Source organism: Streptomyces minutiscleroticus (assembly GCF_014650875.1).
GTDB lineage: Bacteria > Actinomycetota > Actinomycetes > Streptomycetales > Streptomycetaceae > Streptomyces > Streptomyces minutiscleroticus.
Genome location: NZ_BMVU01000062.1, coordinates 17,062 through 34,084, shown reverse-complemented (window position 1 = coordinate 34,084; position 17,023 = coordinate 17,062). Strand labels below are relative to the sequence as shown.

Here is a 17,023-nt window from a genome sequence, read left to right as displayed (position 1 = left end):
CCTACACCACCGCGGTGGTCGGCCTGCTCGCCGAGCGCGCCCCGGGACTACTGAAGGTCCTGCGTGAGGCCGATCCGGAGTACGTCCTGCTCGACGGGACCCTCGCGGAGTGCGACCGGGTCGGCGACAGCCGGGCCGACTACTCCGCCAAGCACCGCCTGCACGGAGTGAACCTCCAGCTGGTCACCGACCCCGCCGGCACACTGCTGTGGATCTCGCCCGCACTGCCGGGCCGCACGCACGACCTGACCGCCGCCCGCACGCACCGGATCATCCGGATCTGCGAACGCCAGGGCATCCCAATCCTGGCGGACTGCGCCTACATCGGCGCGGGACCATGGGTGACCACCCCACGGCGACGCCCGCCCAACGGCGAGCTGTCCTTGACGCAGCAGACCGTCAACCGGGCGCTGTCCCGGGCCCGGGCAGCAGTCGAGCGCGGACCGGCCCGGCTCAAACGATGGCGAATCTTCCGCAAGGCTCGGTGCAGCCCGAATCGAATGACGTCAATCGCAGCAGCCGTCCTCACCCTGGAGCGGCAGCGCTGAAACAGCTCACAGTCTCTTAACGTACTGTGGAGCACCCTCGCGTCGGCGGGGAGGACTCCTGTCCCTCGCTCGACGTGAGGACGTACGCCGGAGCACCCCCGCGGATGCGGGGGTATTCCGGCCGCGCGGCACGCGGTCGACATGGAAACATCCGCACCGGCACCTCACGGCCCCGACGCTTCGAACCCTTCACCGTAGGCGAAGCCCGCCGACTCCTCACCACGACCCAGAGTCATCGGCTGCACACGCTGTTCGAACTCGCCCTCCACACCGGACTCCGCAAGGGTGAACTCCTCGGCCTGCGCTGGGAAGACCTCGACCTCGACGCGGGCACCGCCGCCATCCGCCGCACCCTTCAGCGAACCGCCGCAGGCGGGCTCACCACGCTGCCCACCAAGACGCGGGTCTCCGAGCGCCGCATCGCCCTCCCCACCCGCTGCCTCCAGTCACTGAAGCTCCACCACGAACAGCAGCAGCGCGAGCGTGAGGCCGCGGGCACGACGTGGCTGCACGACGGGCATGTGTTCACCACGGTGCAGGACAGACCGATCGACCCGACCAACCTCACCCGCACCTTCAACACGCTCCTCCGCATGGCCGGCCTCCGCCGCATCCGCTTCCACGACCTCCGCCATTCGACGGCCACTCTGCTCCTGGAGCAGGGCGTTGAACTCGTCGTCATCAAGGAACTCCTCGGCCACGCCCACCCACATCGGCGTCACCGCCACCGTCTACGCCCACGTCCGGCTCCGCCTCCAGCGAGACGCCATCGACACCCTCAGCACCGCGCTCGACGGTCCTGCTGGCTACGAGCCGACCTACGACGACGCACTGTGTGGAGCCATTGTCCGCCGACGTTGCCGTCAACTACTGCCGTCACCCCATGCAGAAGCCCCGTCAGGACGCACCTGACGGGGCTTCAACTTTGCAGTTTGGAATGGCGCGGGAAGGTCGACATGCCCCAGCGGAACGACGCCCTCAGCCGCATGCGAGGAACGGGCGAGGCCCCCCCCCGAATAGAGCCTCACCCGTTCCTGCGAGCGTCAAGAAGCTACTCGCCTTCTCCCCTCAGCAAGATCTGTACCTTTGACGGAAATTGCGGATCATCCACCATTACCGAACAGATTACAGAGTCACGGAATCCCGTGAATTGCATTCGGGCGTATTCGTTCGGATCGTGCAATACGAGCCACCCGGACGGACACGGGAGCGACACCTCAAATAGGTTCTCAGGAAGCACCACAGGCGGAGCCGACTTCCATACCTCGCATTCGACAGGACCGTCGACGCTGGCCTGAACGCCGAAGATGAGTGAACTGCCCTCTCGGTACCAGCTGCTCGACGCCGGGTCCCAGTCGCTAAGGTCATCTTCGCTTCCCGCATCCCGCAAGATCAGGCATCCGTGCTCGATTTTTGCCAGGAATGAAATCACTGGGCTATTAGCTACCATTCCTTCTTGCTCTTCCCTTGTGAAAGTTGTGAGACTACCCCACCCTGCCGCCTAGCGCAGGACAGGCAGTGAGGATACGCCGTCTGAGGAGATCCGGGAGCGACGAGACTAGACGGCGGCTGGTGATCTGGAATCCAGTCCCCGTCCTTGGTGCCGGGGGTCGTGGCATCGCAAGTGTGGCAGCCATGCGCATTTCCGGATTCATTGATCAGATCTCGAACGCCATCTGCCTCAATGTCACCGTTCTCCAGGCCTACTCCCTCTCGGGCATTCGGACCAGCCCCCAGCGTCAGATCGCACTTCTGACCTGGCGTTGCATTGTGAACGAGTACCGGAGTCTCGCCCGCCAGCACATAGTACGTGTGCAGATCCGCGACGGTCAGGTTGTGGACCGTGGCCGGCTGCTTGGTGTGCTGGATCTGTGTGATGCGGACGCTGTTGCCGTCGGAGGTGCGCAGCCCCTGGCCTGTGGTCAGGTCGCCCGCGTCAACCCACTGGGCGGTGTTGGGGATCCAGAACGGGTGCCCCGCGGTCGCGCTGATCCTCGCCTTCTTGCCGTCGATGGTGAGGGTGATGGTCACCAGGTCCTTCAGGCCCTCGCCCGTGATTTCGGCAGTGACCGTCTTGACTACGGTCCGGCCGGTCTTCGGGTCGGTCGCCAGGACTTTGTCGCCGATTTGCACGTCCTCGATGGGTTTGGTGGTTCCGTCGGCCATCAGGACTTCGGTACCGGGGACAAAGCTGTTGCACGCCTTGAGAACCTTCGCCCCCTTGAACACCCTCGCCCAGGGCAGATCGAGTGCCGCCGAACCGCACGCCTTGACGCTGTCGCCGCTCAGGCAGCTCTTCCAGGCGTCGAAGCCGGGGGCGACGAGAGCCACGACGATCTTGTCGAAGAGGGTCTGTTCATGGTGGATAAGACCCAGTGCCTCGGCGGCGCCGCAGAAGGCCTTTGTCTGGGCGTCCAGAAGTTCGCACTTACCCTCCGCCCATACCTCGATGCGATCGTTCTCGCTGTACTGCGGGAACATCGCCTCCAGTTCGCGTGCGGCCGGGACGGGTATGTTCTCGATCCGGATCTCACCCTTGCTCCCAGTGACGTTGATGGTCTTCGCGGGGGAGGTGGTGGACTGCTTGCTGACTCCGCTGCTGCTACTGCTACTGGCACTGCCGCAGGTGTAGTAGCAGCCGTTGTTGCCCGTTCCGCCGCGGGGGACGCCGGGGGTTTCGCTCTGGCCTCCGCCTCCTCCGCCGGGGCGTGGTTCGTTGTGGCCGGTTCCATCGTCCAGCCACAGACCACTGGGGTCGGAGAAGGTGAGGGGGTTGTTGTTGGAGTAGGTGTAGCCGTTGATCTGCTGCGGGTCGGTCAGATCCATGATCGGGTCGACCGACAGGAAGCGGCCTGTCGCCGGGTCGTACTCGCGGGCGCCGAGGTGGGTCAGGCCGGTGGAGGCATCGCTGGTGCCGCCGACGAAGCCCTTGGTGCCGGGCCAGGTGTCCGGTTCCTCGCCGCGGGTGCCGCCGAAGGGCATGACGCGCCGCTGGCTGAGTTTCTGGGTGGCGGCGTCGATGGCGAGCAGGGCGGTGCCGTGGTGGTCGGCGGTGGTGAAGGAGACCTTGCCGTCATCGGTCTGTACGGCCTGGTGGCCGCCGCCGAGGTCGATGTAGCGGGTCGCCTTGGGTGTGGTGGTGCCCTTGGCGACCGAGACCTCGGTGGTGCCGAGGTAGAGGGTGGTCTCGGTCGGGGTGCGGGCGATCAGCCGGTTGCCGTCGGCGTCGTAGATGTATTCGCTGACCTTCGGCGAGCTGTTCTCGACCGGTTCGGTGACCTTGGCCAGGCGTTGTTCGGCGTCGTAGTCGAGGTCCTGCGTGGTGCCGTCGCCCAGGGTGCGGGCATCGGTGTTGCCCGTGGCGTCGTAGGTGTAGGAGTCGCCGGCGGTGATGCCGGGGCCGGTGCGGGTGACTGCTTTCAGACCGTGGGGGCGGACCGCTCCGGGGCCCGGGTCCGGGTAGTCGTAGGTGCTGGTGACGTTCTTCGTGGTGTCACCGGTGGTGTCGTGCTGGACCTCGGTGCTGCGGTTGCCGGTTTTGTCGTAGGTGTAGGAGGTCCAGTAGGGGGCGGGGCCGCCGAGTACCGAGGCGCTGGGCGTACTTGCGCAGGATGTTGTGAGCTGGGTCCACGCCTCGGCGAGACGGCGCAGGTGGTCGTAGGCGAAGCATTGGGTGTCCGTGCCGGAGCGGGAGACGTCCGAGACGGACAGGACGTTGCCGGCCTCGTCGTAGCGGAAGGTGGAGGACTGGTCCGCGCCCGGGATGTCCTGGCGGTTGACGAGGGTGTTCGCCAGTCGCTGGGTGCCGGGCTCGTAGGTGTTGGTGACATAGGCCCCCTTGCCGCCCGCGTTGGACAGCTTGTACTGCAGGGGCTTGCCCGTCAGGCTGTAGGAGGTTGTGGCCTTGATGCCCTCGCGGCCGTCCACGCCGATCGGCCGTAGGGTGTCGTCCTCGTAGGTGTAGGTCACGGCGGAGGCGGACATGGCGCCGACCCTGGGCAGGCCGACGGCCTCTATCAGACCGGATTCCTTGTAGGACGTCGTCGACACGTACGTGCCGGCGATTCCGGTGTTCGCGTCCGAGGCCGGGATGGTCGCGGAGGTGCGTAGCGGCCGGTAGAGCCGGTCATAGGCGGTGGTCTCCGTGGTATAGGCCAAGTCGTCGGCATAGCGGATGGACTTGGCGGGATATCCCTTGGCCCCGCTGACCGTGTCGTAGGTCCATTTGGCTCGGAGGGCGCCCGTTGCGGAATCGTCCCGCAGTTCGGTCTTACGGCCGAGGCCGTCGTAGGCATAGGCCAGTGTCTTGCCTCGGGCGTCCAGGGTCGAGGCGAGTTGGCCGCGGTCGTCGTAGGAGTATTTGGTCGTGCCTTTGTCGGGGTCCTTGGACAGTGTCATCTGGCCGAGCAGGTCGTACTCGTATGTCCACTCGTTGCCCGTCGGGTCGGTCACTTGGGACAGGTCACCGGCCGGGGTGAAGGCGTATTTGGTGGTGTCGTAGGAGGCGTCGGCGGTGCGCTGGTGGTGCTGGCGCAGCTCCTTGGTCTGCCCTTGGGCGTCGGTGAGTGTGGTGGTGGCGGTGCCGCCCTCCGGGGGGATGACCGTGGTGCGGTCGCCGCCGTAGAGGGTGCGGGTGGTGTTCAGGACCTTGCCGCCGTCGCCGTTGCCGAAGATCTGCCGGTGCTCCGTCTGCCGGCCCAGGCCGTCGTAGGTGTAGCGGTTCTGGGTCTCCACGGACAGCGCGTCCTCAGGCTTGACCAGGGCCGCGGAGGGCTTGGTCTCCGCGTAGTAGGGCAGGAATTCCTTCGCCGTCAAGCCGCGCTCGTCGTAGAAGGTGTCGGTGAGGATCCGCCCTCCCTCCGGTCCGGGATCCTGAGTCTGGCGGGGCCGCAGGAAGCCGTCGTAGAGGACGTAGGAGGTGATCTGGGCGCCGTTGTTGCCGATCGTCTTCGTGCCGACGGCGACCTGCTTGTCGGTGACCGTGTAGGTGTACTCGTAGGTGGGGACGTCCCCGGTGTTGCGGTCGGCGAGCCACACCTTGGTCTTGCGGCCCAGCGCGTCGTAGGCGTAGTTGGTGACCTTGTTGTTGGTGTCGGTGACCGTCAGCGGCAGACTGCGTGCCGGGTCGTTGGTCGTGGTGGTGGTCAGCGCGGTGGTGCTGACGCCGGGTGTCGCGGGCGGCGTGGTGACCTTGGCTGAGGTGGGGAAGCCCGTGGTCGGGGTGTAGAGGGTGGTCGTGGTGCGGCCGTCGGTACGCGGGGTGCGGGTCAGGGTGTCGGCCTTGACGGTGACGGTGCCGCTGAGGTCGTTGCTGGTGAGCTCGCGGCCGTAGTCGTCGTAGGTGGCGCCGGTCTCGGTGTAGGTGGCGGTGGTGCCGTCGTGCTTTTTCAGCATCGCCGTCGCCGTGGCGTCTCCCTTGGTCGGCGCGGTGCCGTAGCCCAGACCGTCGTAGGCGGTGCGGAGGTCGGAGATGACGTCCTTGGAGCGGTCGGGTGTGGTGGCGCATGCCTTGGCGACCGTTTCCACCCGGGCGGGCAGGGTGAGGATCGCGCCGGCCGCCGGGTAGGAGGTGCGGGTGCACTTGTCGTCGTTGGTGGTGGCGTCGTCGCCGTGGTCGTCGGTCTGGGTGATGCGCCCGGCGACGGTGTCGAAGGTGTTGGACGTCGTGGTGGTCCGCCATTTCTCGCCGGCGCCGTCGTCCAGGGAGGTCCAGGTGCGGGTCTGGGCGGTGCCGGTGAGGTTGGCGGTGATCGTGCCCCAGGAGCGGGTCTTCTTCGCGGTTTCGTGGTGCCAGGGCCGGTTCACGGTCTTGGCCAGCACGCGGCCGCTGGGACCGGAGTATTCGACGGTCTTGTAGGCGAACCCGGCGGCCGACTCGTGGTCGGTGAGCGCTTCGCCTTCGCCGGTACCGAGGGAGATGCTGACGGACTTGGTGCCGCCGGAGGGCTCCTTGCGGTCACCGTCCATGCCGCGCAGGAAGTAGGTGTCGGACTGCGACCTCATTGCGGATGCGCCGCCCTGTCCGCCGGTCCTCACCCGGACGTGGCCGTAACCGCGCCATTGTGACCAGGTCTTGGACTTCTCCTTGGTCAGCCCGTCATCGTCGTCGTAGTGCCAGGCCGCGCCGTCCAGGTAGTCGTAGGAAGTGACCTGGTCCGGGGCGCCGCCGGTGCGGTCGGTCGAAGTGACGGTGGAGGTGACGTACTTGTTGAACCAGTGCAGGTCCGGGTCGTCGCTGGTGCTGCCGCCGATGTACTGCGGGAAGCAGCGGGTGGTGTTGGTTTGCGGGGTAGGCAGCGCGTTCGCGTCGCAGACCGGCTCCGAGTAGCCGACGTCGATCTGGCCGCCCGCCTCGTCGGCAACGGTGGCCAGGCGCTCCTTGATGAACGGGGCGAAGCCGTCGCCGGTGCGGTCGAGCCGGTTGGCGAGCTGCTCGTAGGTGAACGTGGTCTTCGGCAGGGTGATGGCCGGAGTGGCGGTATGGCCGGTGCGCTGCACGGAGTCCAGCAGCAGCTGGTAGTCGGTGTCGGCCATGCCCCAGCGATAGGCGAGCTCCCAGGAGTCGACGTTGGCGTAGGTGCCGGATTTCAGCACCTGGGTGGCGACCTGGGTGAGCATGTTGCGGGTGAAGAACACCGGGGCGAGCCGTCCCTGGTCACAGGTGGCGCCCTCGTTGCAGTTCAGGTCCCACGGGGTGTCGTACCAGTAGAAGGCGTCCTTGCCGATGTCCTTGCAGGTGGTGCTCGCGTTCGGCAGGCATCGCTCGCCGTTGGTGAAGTCGACCTTGGCCAGTGCCTGTGCAGAGTACATGGCGGAGGACTTCAGGCCATACTCGATCCGGTCGACAGACCCGCCGCGGACGTAGCGGGTGTTGGCCTTCTCGTCGAGGTTGCGGCCGTAGGAGTTCCACTCCTTGTCGTAGTAGTAGGCGATCGCGTTGCCGTGCGGGTCGACGACGTAGTCCAGGTTCCAGCGCCAGCCCTGCTGGCACCAGGAGCTGGCGAACGTCGAGGCGTGGCACGGTTCGTCGGCGTCGTCGCCGAAGACGGGAACGGTCCAGGCAGAGTCGGTGGTCTCCTTGCCGCTGGTCCAGCCGGGCAGCCGGTTGTAGCCGAAGAAGTACTGCACCCCGTCGGGAGTGGTGACCTTCCAGTACTCGTCGTCGCGGGCACCGTTGGCGCGTACGTCCGAGGAGGAGCCGCTCAGGCGCTGGATCTTCGTTCCGTCGTCGTCCCGCAGCCGGAAGGTGTCGGTGCCGGCCGGCACCAGTTCGCCGCCCTTGCCGTTGAAGGAGATGAACGCGTTGTCGTAGGCCCAGCACAGGTCGGCCGGCTTGCCGCCGTCGGCGTGCTTGATCCCGTCGTCGGCACAGGACTTGTAGCGGCGTTCGATGGACCCGGGCCACAGGTCGAAGCCGTCGCCCGCCCACGAGCCCTGGTTGTTGGTGTTGCCGGTGCGTCCGTCGATCGATCCCGACGAGTACGACAGGCCGACGCTCGGTGCCAGCCCGCCCGGGACGGCGGGCACGTTCATCGCGTACGACCAGGAGAAGTCACCCGTGTTCAGGCTGGTGCTCCACTGCGCCGACGGCGACAGTGGAGTCGCCTTGTAGTCGCCGCTCATGCTCGCGTCGTCGGCGACGGCCGCCAGGACGGTGGCCTTGGAGGGCTCCAGGGCGACGCGCGGAGCGGTGAGCGTCTGCCGTTCCGTGTCGTTGACGGTCTCCACGGGGTGCGCCGAGCGGCATGCGGCTTTTTCCGGCGTGGACAGGGCGCAGGCCGGCAGTTCGACCAGCCGCAGCCGGTCGGCGTAGCTGCCGCCGAACGCCCCGGCGAAGGAGGAGTAGTCCAGGCGGGCACGTACGGAGGTCTTCGACTCAGTCCCCTCGGCGGCCTCCAGACTGAACAACGGACCGTCCGCCCCAACCCGCTGGGCTGTCCTGCGATCGAACAAGCGGGTACGCACCTTCTCGGGTGCTTTCGTGCCGCCTACCGCGAGGGGCAGCGTCCCGGCCCGGGCCACGGACGACGAACTCTCGGACAGGTCGACGGTCGCCGCGCCCGCCTTCGGCCAGGCGGCACGCGGAGCCTGCGCAGGGGTACGCGGCCCTTTCGGCCGGGTGCGCGGGACGACCGAGACCGGCGCGACCTCCACCGGCTTCTCCGACACGGGCAGGTCTGGGCGACCCGCGCTGCTGTCTGCCGCCGCAGAGGGCTGGGTCGCTACCTGGAGCAGCGTGCCGATCATGACTATGGCCGAGGCCAGTGCGAGGTGTTGTCGAAGCGCCTTCAACCGCTTGCTCGATCTGCCGTTCATCTTGTCCTTCGCCCTGAGGGGGTGCTCCATATGTGCGTACGGCACGGCACAGGAGCAGAGATGGGATAACAAGCTGAAATGCCCTGGCGAACCGAGCGTTCGGGATCTGGTTCGCCAGGACCGGGTCCTAAGAGCCGTCAGGAACGTCGGTGTCCATGCCGGGCTGTCCCACAGCAAGGTAGGCGATCTGTGCGTCTGTCAGTGCGCCTTGGAAAGCCCATACGTCCGAGACCGCACCTGGCCAGTACTCCCCCCATGTGCCGGCCTCGGTTTTCGCCCGGCCGAGCTGCAGGGGCTGGATGGTTTTGAAGGAGAGCACATCGGTCGCCCACGAGATTCTGTCCGTGCAGACCGCGTCGTCCGCGGTGCCGTCGCCGTCCGCATCCGCGCAGGCGACTTCTTCCAGCTCACCGTTCACATACAGCGAGAGCTGCTTGGCGAAGCCGTCGTAGACGACGGCCAGATGCGTCCAGTCGGTGGGACCGAAGAACTGTCCGTTGTCGACCTGGGCGATCGTGCTCGCGGTGCTGTCCTCGGCCGCCATGGCTATCCGCCAACGACCTGAATCGGTATCCGGTGTCGCGCTGGGCTCGTAGCGGACTGTGAACGCACTCTGCGTCGTGCCGGGGGCGCTGAGTAGACTCACCCCGCTCTGCGGGATGGCCGCGGCCTGCGCCCAGGCGGTGACGGTGAAGCTGGTGCTGGTGTCCACTGGGGCGGCCGAGGTCATGGCGTAGTCATCGACCCCGTCGAACGTCACCCCGCCGTCGACCCAGCCGGAGCCGATCTCCGCGCCGTCGAGTGTCATGTCGTTGCCCGACGCGGACGCCTCCGGTGTCACCGGCGGGGTTCCCGAGGCCGTCTCGAACTTCCAGCGCCCCTTGACCATCGGCCGCTGGTTGAACATCTGGCGGACCTCGTCGTCGGCGACTGGCCGGTCGAAGAGGCGGACCTCGTCGACGCTGCCGGGGAAGTAGTCGACGTACTGGCCCATCCAGATGGCCCGGCCGACCTGCACGGGGCCTTGGGCCTCCCAGGTCTTCGGGGCGGCGTCGGTGCCTTGCAGCTGCCCGTTGACGTACAGCCGGATCTGCTGGGTGGTGGCGTCGTGGACGGCCACCAAATGGGCCCATTCACCGGGCCGGGCAGGCTGCTTGGCTATGACGACCTGATCCCTGATGTTGCCCTGCTGGACGTCCGCCAGTGAGGTGCGCAGACTCCAGGTCTTCTCTTCCGCCTGATATGACAAGTAGAACGGGCTGTAGTAGGTGCCGTTCTGGCTGAGCACGGTGCGGTTGCCGGTTATCTCCCCGTCAGGCAGCTTCGCCCAGGCCGACACGGTGTAGGAGCGGGCCGTGTTGAGCACCGGGCGGTCGGTGGCGGCGTAACCGCCTGTGCCGTCCAGTGTCAGGGCCGTGCCTGTGACACCACTGGTTCCGGCGGCCGCGCCGTCGTGCAGTGTCAGGGACTGCTCGGCCGCCCGGCCGGTGGTCTGGGCAGCGCCGGCCTCCTCGTCCAGCGGGAAGACGGCACGCGCCGGGCGCCCGCTGGTGAGGTCTTGGCCCTGGTGCAGTTGTCCGGCCTCGGCAGTGGTGACGGCCCGATCGAAGATGCGCAGGTCATCGACGGTGCCGGGGAAGAAGGCCGATGGGGAGCCGTTATAACTGCCGGCGCCCAGCTGCAGTCCGCGGCGGGCCTCCCAGGCGGTGGTGTAGGCAGTGGAACCGGCCAGCTTGCCGTTCACGTACAACCGCAGCTGCTGGGCCTTGCCGTCGTACACACCCACCAGGTGGGTCCACTCGCCCGCCTTGGCGTCTCCGGGTGTGGCGGCCATGGCCCGGGTGATGGAAGCTCCGGCTTTGTCCGACGTGTACTGGTTGAACACCCAGCGGTTGAGGTCCTTGGAGTAGTACAGCTCGAAGCCGGGCGAGTGGTTGCCCGGCTGGGCCACGATGATCGCCGCGGCGCCGGGCATACGGTCGAGCCGTGCCCAGGCCGCGACGGAGAAGCTGTCAGAGGTGTCCACCACGGTGAGGTCGGAGTCGGCGTAACCGGACGTGCCGTCGAAGTGCAGCCCGGTGCCCTTGCGGCCCTCGGCGCCGAGCGTGGCACCGCCGTGCAGGAGCACGGTCCTCGGGGTCGTCGTGCCGGCAGCGGTGGTGGATCCCGGAGCCTCGTCGAGCTGCCAGGCGGCCCGCTCCGGCTGGCCGGCCTTCACCCAGTATTGGTATGTACGGATCTCACTGCCGTTGCCGGCCGAGTCGAAGGCCCGGGCGGTGAAGAAGTTCACCCCGGGCTCGGCCGGCAGCACCTTGACCAGCTGAGCCGCGCCACTCGTTGTAGTGATCTTGTTTTGCGAGGTGGGATCGCCGTTGACGCCGTACCAGTACGTCGTCACGTCGGTGTCGGCCGCCTTCACCTCGAACGTCCCGTATTGGCCGACCCCGTCGTACCACGGATCGTTCGGATCCTCGGGGTTGGAGGCGGGGTATTCACCGGAGGTGATCGTGGGCGCCTTGGGCACAGCGGTGTCGTAGACGAAGTAGCAGGCGGTCGGTTCACCGGCGTACGACCACGGCGAATACTGGGCCCCGTCATAGGAACGCGCGTACCAGTTCACCTGCTTATTCTGGGGAATGGACGACGCCAGGCTGATGTAGAAAATGGATCCGGACTTCTTGGCCGCGGTCCGCGCCGGATTCCACGAGCCGCCGTCCCACTTGGCCTGGAACTGCACAGAAACACTGTCGCCATCCGGGTCCGTGACATTGTTCGCGTAGAGCTTTCCCAGCGTCCGCACACGGGGTGCACTGGCGGGCTTCTTGCAGGCCCCGCCGTACTCCATGGTCAGCTGCGACATCTTGATCTGCGGCGGCGGCCGGTTGTACTGCACCCGCAGAAAGGCATCGTCGGAGAACCGCTTCCAGCCGTACCTGTCCGATTCGCTGGACGCCTGCAGACCGAACGTCATGGTCGACCACTTCTTGTCCGCGGCCTGCTGCACCGCCGACTTCACATCGAACTCCGCGTCCTTGGCCGCGCAGCCCTCGTAACCGTGTGCGAACGACACGGTTTTCAGGTGGTCGATCCAGAAGCCGGAAGCGTTCTGCGAGTTCCAGGTGGTCGACGACGAGATGTCCTTGGTGCGCCACAGCTGCACACCTCGTGCATCACACGAAGCAGACCACGTGTTGCGGACCACGAACTCCGCAGACAACACGCTCTTGCCCGCGAACCTCGAGACCGGGATCCGGTAGAAGAGCCGCTTGGTGTCGTAGGGCTGGCAGTAGGACCAACCGCAGTAGCCCATGCCCGCATCCGGGTCCCCGTTGAACTTCCACTGCGGCGAGGAAGCCCAGTACTTCGATGCCATCGTCCACGCTGCCGCCTTGGGCGAGTACCACTGCGGGTCGATGAATACCGGATAGACTGTGTCCTCCCCCGTCAGCACACCGGCGTCGGGCTTCAATACCAATTCGTCCTCGCTGGACGACACTTCGACGGCGACCGGTGCCAGCTTGCCCGACTCCGCAGCGCCCGGCTCTCCCTCTTCACCCACTGCAGCAGATGTCCCGACCAGGGACCGGGCCTTCTCCGACTGCTGGGCGCCGGGGCTTGAATCCCACATCATTGGCTGCGGCGCTTCGAATACGGCGCCCTGCGCGCCCTTGTCCAGTGCTTCGAGACCACCCAGGTCGGTCTTTTCGATGCTCAGGCCTTCGGCGTCCAGCTGCAGACGCAGTTCCGCCAATTCCTCACTGGCAGCCGCCTCGGCGGTCTTCACCACCAGAAGCTGCGTGAAGCCGTCCTCCTGGGCTTCCAACCTGAGATCGACGTCCGGCAGGACGTCGCGGTAGGTCGCCGTGTCACCGTCCAACGCGGGAGCAGGCAATTGGTCTGGCCAACTGAGTGCCAATGTGCGTCCGGCCTTGGTCATGCGCACCAACGGAGTGTCTCCGCCGCCGGAGAACTCCAATCCGATCGTCGCGACCTTCGGCGCCACCATGCCGTCGTCGGACTTGATGAGAGAGGTGTCGGTGGCCTTCCATTCGCCCTTGACACGTGCTCGCACCGGACGCAGGTGCTCGCGCGCCTCCAGATGGCCGTCCGCGGTCGCGAAAACCTCCGTAGTCTCACTTCGCAACGAGGTGACTTCCACGGCGTCGCCTGTGCGCCTGGCTTCGGCAAGAGCCGCAGACTCGGTCACTGCCGTGCTGGCGGCGGGGCCCACTTCGGCCGCGGCTGTACTGGCCGGGGCTTCATCGTGGACAACTGCCGCTGCATTGACAGGCGCGAGAACACTCAATGACATCGCGGCCGACAACATCACCCCGACGACACGCGGCCGTCTGCCCACAGGCATGGCACACCCTCCCCACAGAGCCTCCCCAGACTCTGCCTGATTGTGATCGATCTTCCACAGATCGTGAACGTGAGGGTAAGACGCCGTTCGCCATGCGGTCCAGACCACTCCGGATGGACATTGCGTCCCACACGTGTCAAACGACTCGGCATCACATGTGACATGCATCACGCATAAGTCGGCTCGTGACTGTGCGCATGTCGAATGTCGTCCATGCAGTTCGAGGGCTCGTTCAGTGGTGCAGCAGGATGAGCAGCCGCACCATTCGTCTCGGTCACGTTCGCCGAGGTGGTGTATGAGGGCCCAGAGTCTTTGAGAAGTGATCTTGTGTCCTGTTTCGTCAGATGATCTGCTGCGCGTCCCGTACGAGCAGGTGCGGACAGAAGGGTGGCCCCGCTGGCTCCCGGTCTGGGAGGTGGCGGGACTCACCGTCCCGTGGACCGAGGCCGGTACCGTCGAAACACTGTCCGAACTGGTGGGAAGTGGCCGCATGGATCGCCGGGGATTTCTCACCATCAGCGGCGCTGCCCTGGCAGGTCTCGCAGCCAGCTGGGCGGAGGCACCCTCCGCCTTCGCCTCGGCGCTCAACGGAGACCAGGTCACGGACACGATGGTCTCGACGATCGAGCAGCGCATCAGTACGCTCCGCACGCTCGACGACCAGCTCGGAGGCGCCCGGCTCCTGGAGCAGGCACGCGGGGATCTCGCGCTGATCACCGGTCTCCTCGGCGCCGGCCGGTACACGGACAGGGGCCGCGCCCGCCTCTACGCGCTGGCGGCCCGAGTGTCGCACCTGACAGGCTGGATGGCCTACGACGCAGGCCTGCGGTCTGCCGGCCAGCGCTATTACGTCGGCGCCCTGCGTAGCGCCCGGACCGCTGGGGACGACGCCTTCGGTGCCTTCGTCCTGGCGGAGATGGGTGTCCAGGTCTCCGAGGCCGGACGGACCGCCGAGCGGGTCGACCTCATCTCGACGGCCATCGGTAATGCTCCTCGAACGCTGTCGCCCTGCATCCAGTCCTTCCTCTACCTGCATAAGGCCGAGGCCCTGTCGCGCGATGGCGACCATGGGAAAGCAGGTACGGCGCTGAGCCGTGCCGCCTCCCTCTGGGAGCGCCACATGGCTGAGGAGGGTCCGGACTGGCTCGGCTGGTTCGGCGAGGCCCAGTTGAAGTCGACCGAGGGCAAGGTCTTGCTGCGGTCCGGGCAGGTGGAGCGGGCGACGGGTTTCCTGGAGGCTTCCCTGAGGAGTGCGGCTCCTCGGGACAAGGCCGTACGTTCCGGCCGCCTGGCCGAGGCCCGGCTGGCCGGTGGTGATCTGGAGGGGGCGCTGGATGCCGCGAGCTACGGCGTCGGCCTGCTGGAGGGCAGTGTCAGCTCCGTACGGGCTCTGGACCGTTTGAAGGAATTCGCTGCGCGGCTCGAACCGTGCAGGTCCGTTCCCGCTGTCCGTGAGTTCCGCGAGCGCCTTCAGGTACTGCCCGTCGCAGCCTGACCTCTGCCGTCTCGGTTTCCGTGGGCGAACTCGCGCCCTCGCAGCGGGCGGCCCTGATGCCAGGATGGACGGCATGGCGATGATCGAGGGTGAGGTCGCGGCAGGGTTCGAACCGGTGCGTCAGGCGTTCGCGGCGAACTTCTCCCAGCACGGGGACATCGGCGCGGCGGTGTGCGTGTACCAGTACGGCCGGCCGGTGGTGGACCTGTGGGGCGGCGTCGCCGACCCCGATACCGGCCGTCCGTGGAGGAGGGACACGCTGCAACTCGTCTACTCGGCCACCAAGGGGGCGACCGCAACCGCCGCACACATGTTGGTCGAGCGTGGTGCGCTGGATCTGGACGCGCCCGTGGCGAGGTACTGGCCGGAGTTCGCCGCGAACGGTAAGGCGGACATCCCGGTGCGCTGGCTGCTGTCCCACCAAGCTGGCTTGATCACATTGGACCGACCAGTCCCATTGGACGAAGCGCTGGCGTGGCACCCGATGACAGCCGCGCTGGCCGCTCAGCACCCCCAGTGGACACCGGGAACAGCGCACGGCTACCACGGACGGACCTGGGGCTGGCTCGTAGGCGAGGTGATCCGTCGGGTATCCGGCCGGACGCCGGGCCGTTTCTTCGCCGACGAGATCGCCGCCCCCCTCGGGCTGGACTTCTTCATCGGACTGCCGACATCTGAGCGCGGCCGGGTCAGCCGCATGGTCTACCGCCGGCCAGACGTCGACCTCACCACCCTGCCCATCGCATCGGTCCCCGAGGAACTGCGCGAACAGGTCGTCGCCTGGCGCGACCCAGACTCGTTCAACAACAGGGCGTACGCGGTCACCGACCCGGCTGGAATCGACTTCGACTCCCCCGAGGTGCAAGCCGCGGAACTTCCGGCCTCCAACGGCATCGGCACCGCCCGCTCACTGGCGCGCATGTACGCCGCGCTGATCGGCGAGGTGAACGGCGTACGCCTGCTCACCCCGAAAACCCTGGCCTCGGCAACCAAGGAGCAGGCCGGCGGCAAGGACCAGGTGATGCTGATCCCGAACCGATTCGGCTCCGGGTACATGCTGCCCACCGAGACCACCCCCATGATCGGCCTGAATTCCTTCGGCCACACCGGCAGGGGCGGCTCACTCGGCTTCGCCGACCCGGACCACGGCATCGCGTTCGGCTACACCATGAACCACATCATCGGAGGCTCCGACGACATGCGGGCGACGTCACTGGTCCACGCGGTACGAAGGTCACTGGAGTAACGGCTAGCACCGCGCAGGCTGGCGCGGCCAAGCAGCGGATCGCGAGCTTTCCGCGCAGCTGGAGGGATTGCACCGCGCCGCCGAAGAGGTTCTCATCACCCGCAAGACGCTGCCCGAGCCAGCCTCGCCCGTACCGTCAACCCCGAAGCCGCCGGACCATCCGGCCTACCAACAGATCATGGCGACCGCCATGTCGACCGGTTCACGCCCGCCGAGCCGGTCGTGCGCTCAGGCCAGGAGGTCATCGAGCGGCTCTCGTACCTCCGGCAGATCGCCGGCACCCAGCAGCACGCGGACCTGATCGCGGCCTGCCTCGACCGCCTGGACCTGTTCCGCCTGAGCAGGCAGGTCGCTGCTCTGGAGGCCGTCCTCGACACGGTCGTCGGCCCGGTCTCGGTAGAGCGGAGAGCGGCGTGATGCAGCTGCCCACCCAGACCATGGGGTCTGGATCATCCGAGCGTGTGCGGACGACCGGTCGGACCGGGCCGTCGAGCACCTCTACTCTGGAGCACCATGAAGAAGGTAGCCATCGTCGGCTGCGGAGGCAGCGGCAAGTCGTACCTGGCTCGCGAGTTGGGCAGGATTCTCGACGCCCCGGTGACGCACCTGGACGCCGCGTTCTACGACGACGAGTGGAACGAGCTGCCCATGGAGAAGTTCGCCGCGCTGCAGCGCGAGCTGGTCGCGCAACCGAGGTGGGTGATCGACGGGAACTACAACTCGACGCTGCAGATCCGGCTCGAAGCCTGCGACACGGTGGTCCTCATGGACGTCTCGACCGTGGCGGCGCTGTACGGGGTCTTCTCCCGGCAGATCCGGCACGGCGCCGGGCACAAGGGCAACGGGGTGCACAACCGCATCCACTGGGGCGTGATCAAGTACGTGGCGACGTACCGCCGCAAGATGCGCCCGCGCGTCATGGCCAAGATCGAGGAGTTCGCCTCGGGCCGTGCCGATGTGGTGCTGCTGTCCAATCGGCGGCAGACACGCCGCTGGCTGCGGAAGGTCACCGCCGAGCACCGCTGAGCACTGCGCGCCCCCGAGGGGCAGGTGCG

General features: G+C 67.0%; 6 protein-coding genes and 2 pseudogenes. 6 read left to right on the top strand and 2 right to left on the bottom strand.

The window, feature by feature from the left end; all coding sequences use genetic code 11:
- Both IE271_RS34435 and IE271_RS34430 read left to right on the top strand, forming a co-directional pair.
- On the top strand, positions 1-548 hold a 548-nt coding region (locus tag IE271_RS34435), incomplete at its 5' end, for an HARBI1 family protein (protein WP_190194406.1).
- 146 nt (positions 549-694) lie between these two features.
- Positions 695-1,460 (top strand): annotated as a pseudogene (locus IE271_RS34430) (site-specific integrase); the annotation flags it as partial.
- A gap of 531 nt (positions 1,461-1,991) precedes the next feature.
- Here the strand turns inward: IE271_RS34430 and IE271_RS34425 are convergent.
- Complete coding sequence (locus tag IE271_RS34425) at positions 1,992-8,864, bottom strand: polymorphic toxin-type HINT domain-containing protein (protein WP_190194405.1); 6,873 nt, start codon at positions 8,862-8,864, stop codon at positions 1,992-1,994.
- A 127-nt stretch (positions 8,865-8,991) separates the two neighbouring features.
- Complete coding sequence (locus IE271_RS34420) at positions 8,992-13,227, bottom strand: LamG-like jellyroll fold domain-containing protein (RefSeq protein WP_190194404.1); 4,236 nt, start codon at positions 13,225-13,227, stop codon at positions 8,992-8,994.
- Between the two features lie 346 nt (positions 13,228-13,573).
- Between IE271_RS34420 and IE271_RS34415 the strand changes: the two are divergent.
- From IE271_RS34415 to IE271_RS34400, 4 genes and pseudogenes are all read left to right on the top strand, one after another.
- Positions 13,574-14,722: pseudogene (locus IE271_RS34415) on the top strand (NsdA family TPR-like regulatory protein); the annotation flags it as partial.
- Between the two features lie 73 nt (positions 14,723-14,795).
- The gene (locus IE271_RS34410; protein ID WP_190194403.1) at positions 14,796-15,968 is read left to right on the top strand and encodes a serine hydrolase domain-containing protein; all 1,173 of its coding nucleotides are present in this window, start codon (positions 14,796-14,798) and stop codon (positions 15,966-15,968) included.
- Between the two features lie 222 nt (positions 15,969-16,190).
- Positions 16,191-16,385 carry a hypothetical protein gene (locus IE271_RS34405; protein WP_190194402.1) on the top strand — a complete coding sequence of 65 codons (195 nt, stop codon included), beginning with the start codon at positions 16,191-16,193 and terminating at the stop codon, positions 16,383-16,385.
- 96 nt (positions 16,386-16,481) lie between these two features.
- A complete protein-coding gene (locus IE271_RS34400) occupies positions 16,482-16,994 on the top strand; it encodes a P-loop NTPase family protein (protein ID WP_190194401.1) in 513 nt (170 codons plus the stop codon).
- Positions 16,995-17,023 lie beyond the last annotated feature (29 nt).

Bases quoted from the DNA above. Each gene is read 5' to 3' on its own strand.
- IE271_RS34425 (WP_190194405.1), bottom strand. From the start codon at position 8,864: ATGAACGGCAGATCGAGCAAGCGGTTGAAGGCGCTTCGACAACACCTC.
- IE271_RS34420 (WP_190194404.1), bottom strand. From the start codon at position 13,227: ATGCCTGTGGGCAGACGGCCGCGTGTCGTCGGGGTGATGTTGTCGGCC.
- IE271_RS34410 (WP_190194403.1), top strand. From the start codon at position 14,796: ATGGCGATGATCGAGGGTGAGGTCGCGGCAGGGTTCGAACCGGTGCGT.
- IE271_RS34400 (WP_190194401.1), top strand. From the start codon at position 16,482: ATGAAGAAGGTAGCCATCGTCGGCTGCGGAGGCAGCGGCAAGTCGTAC.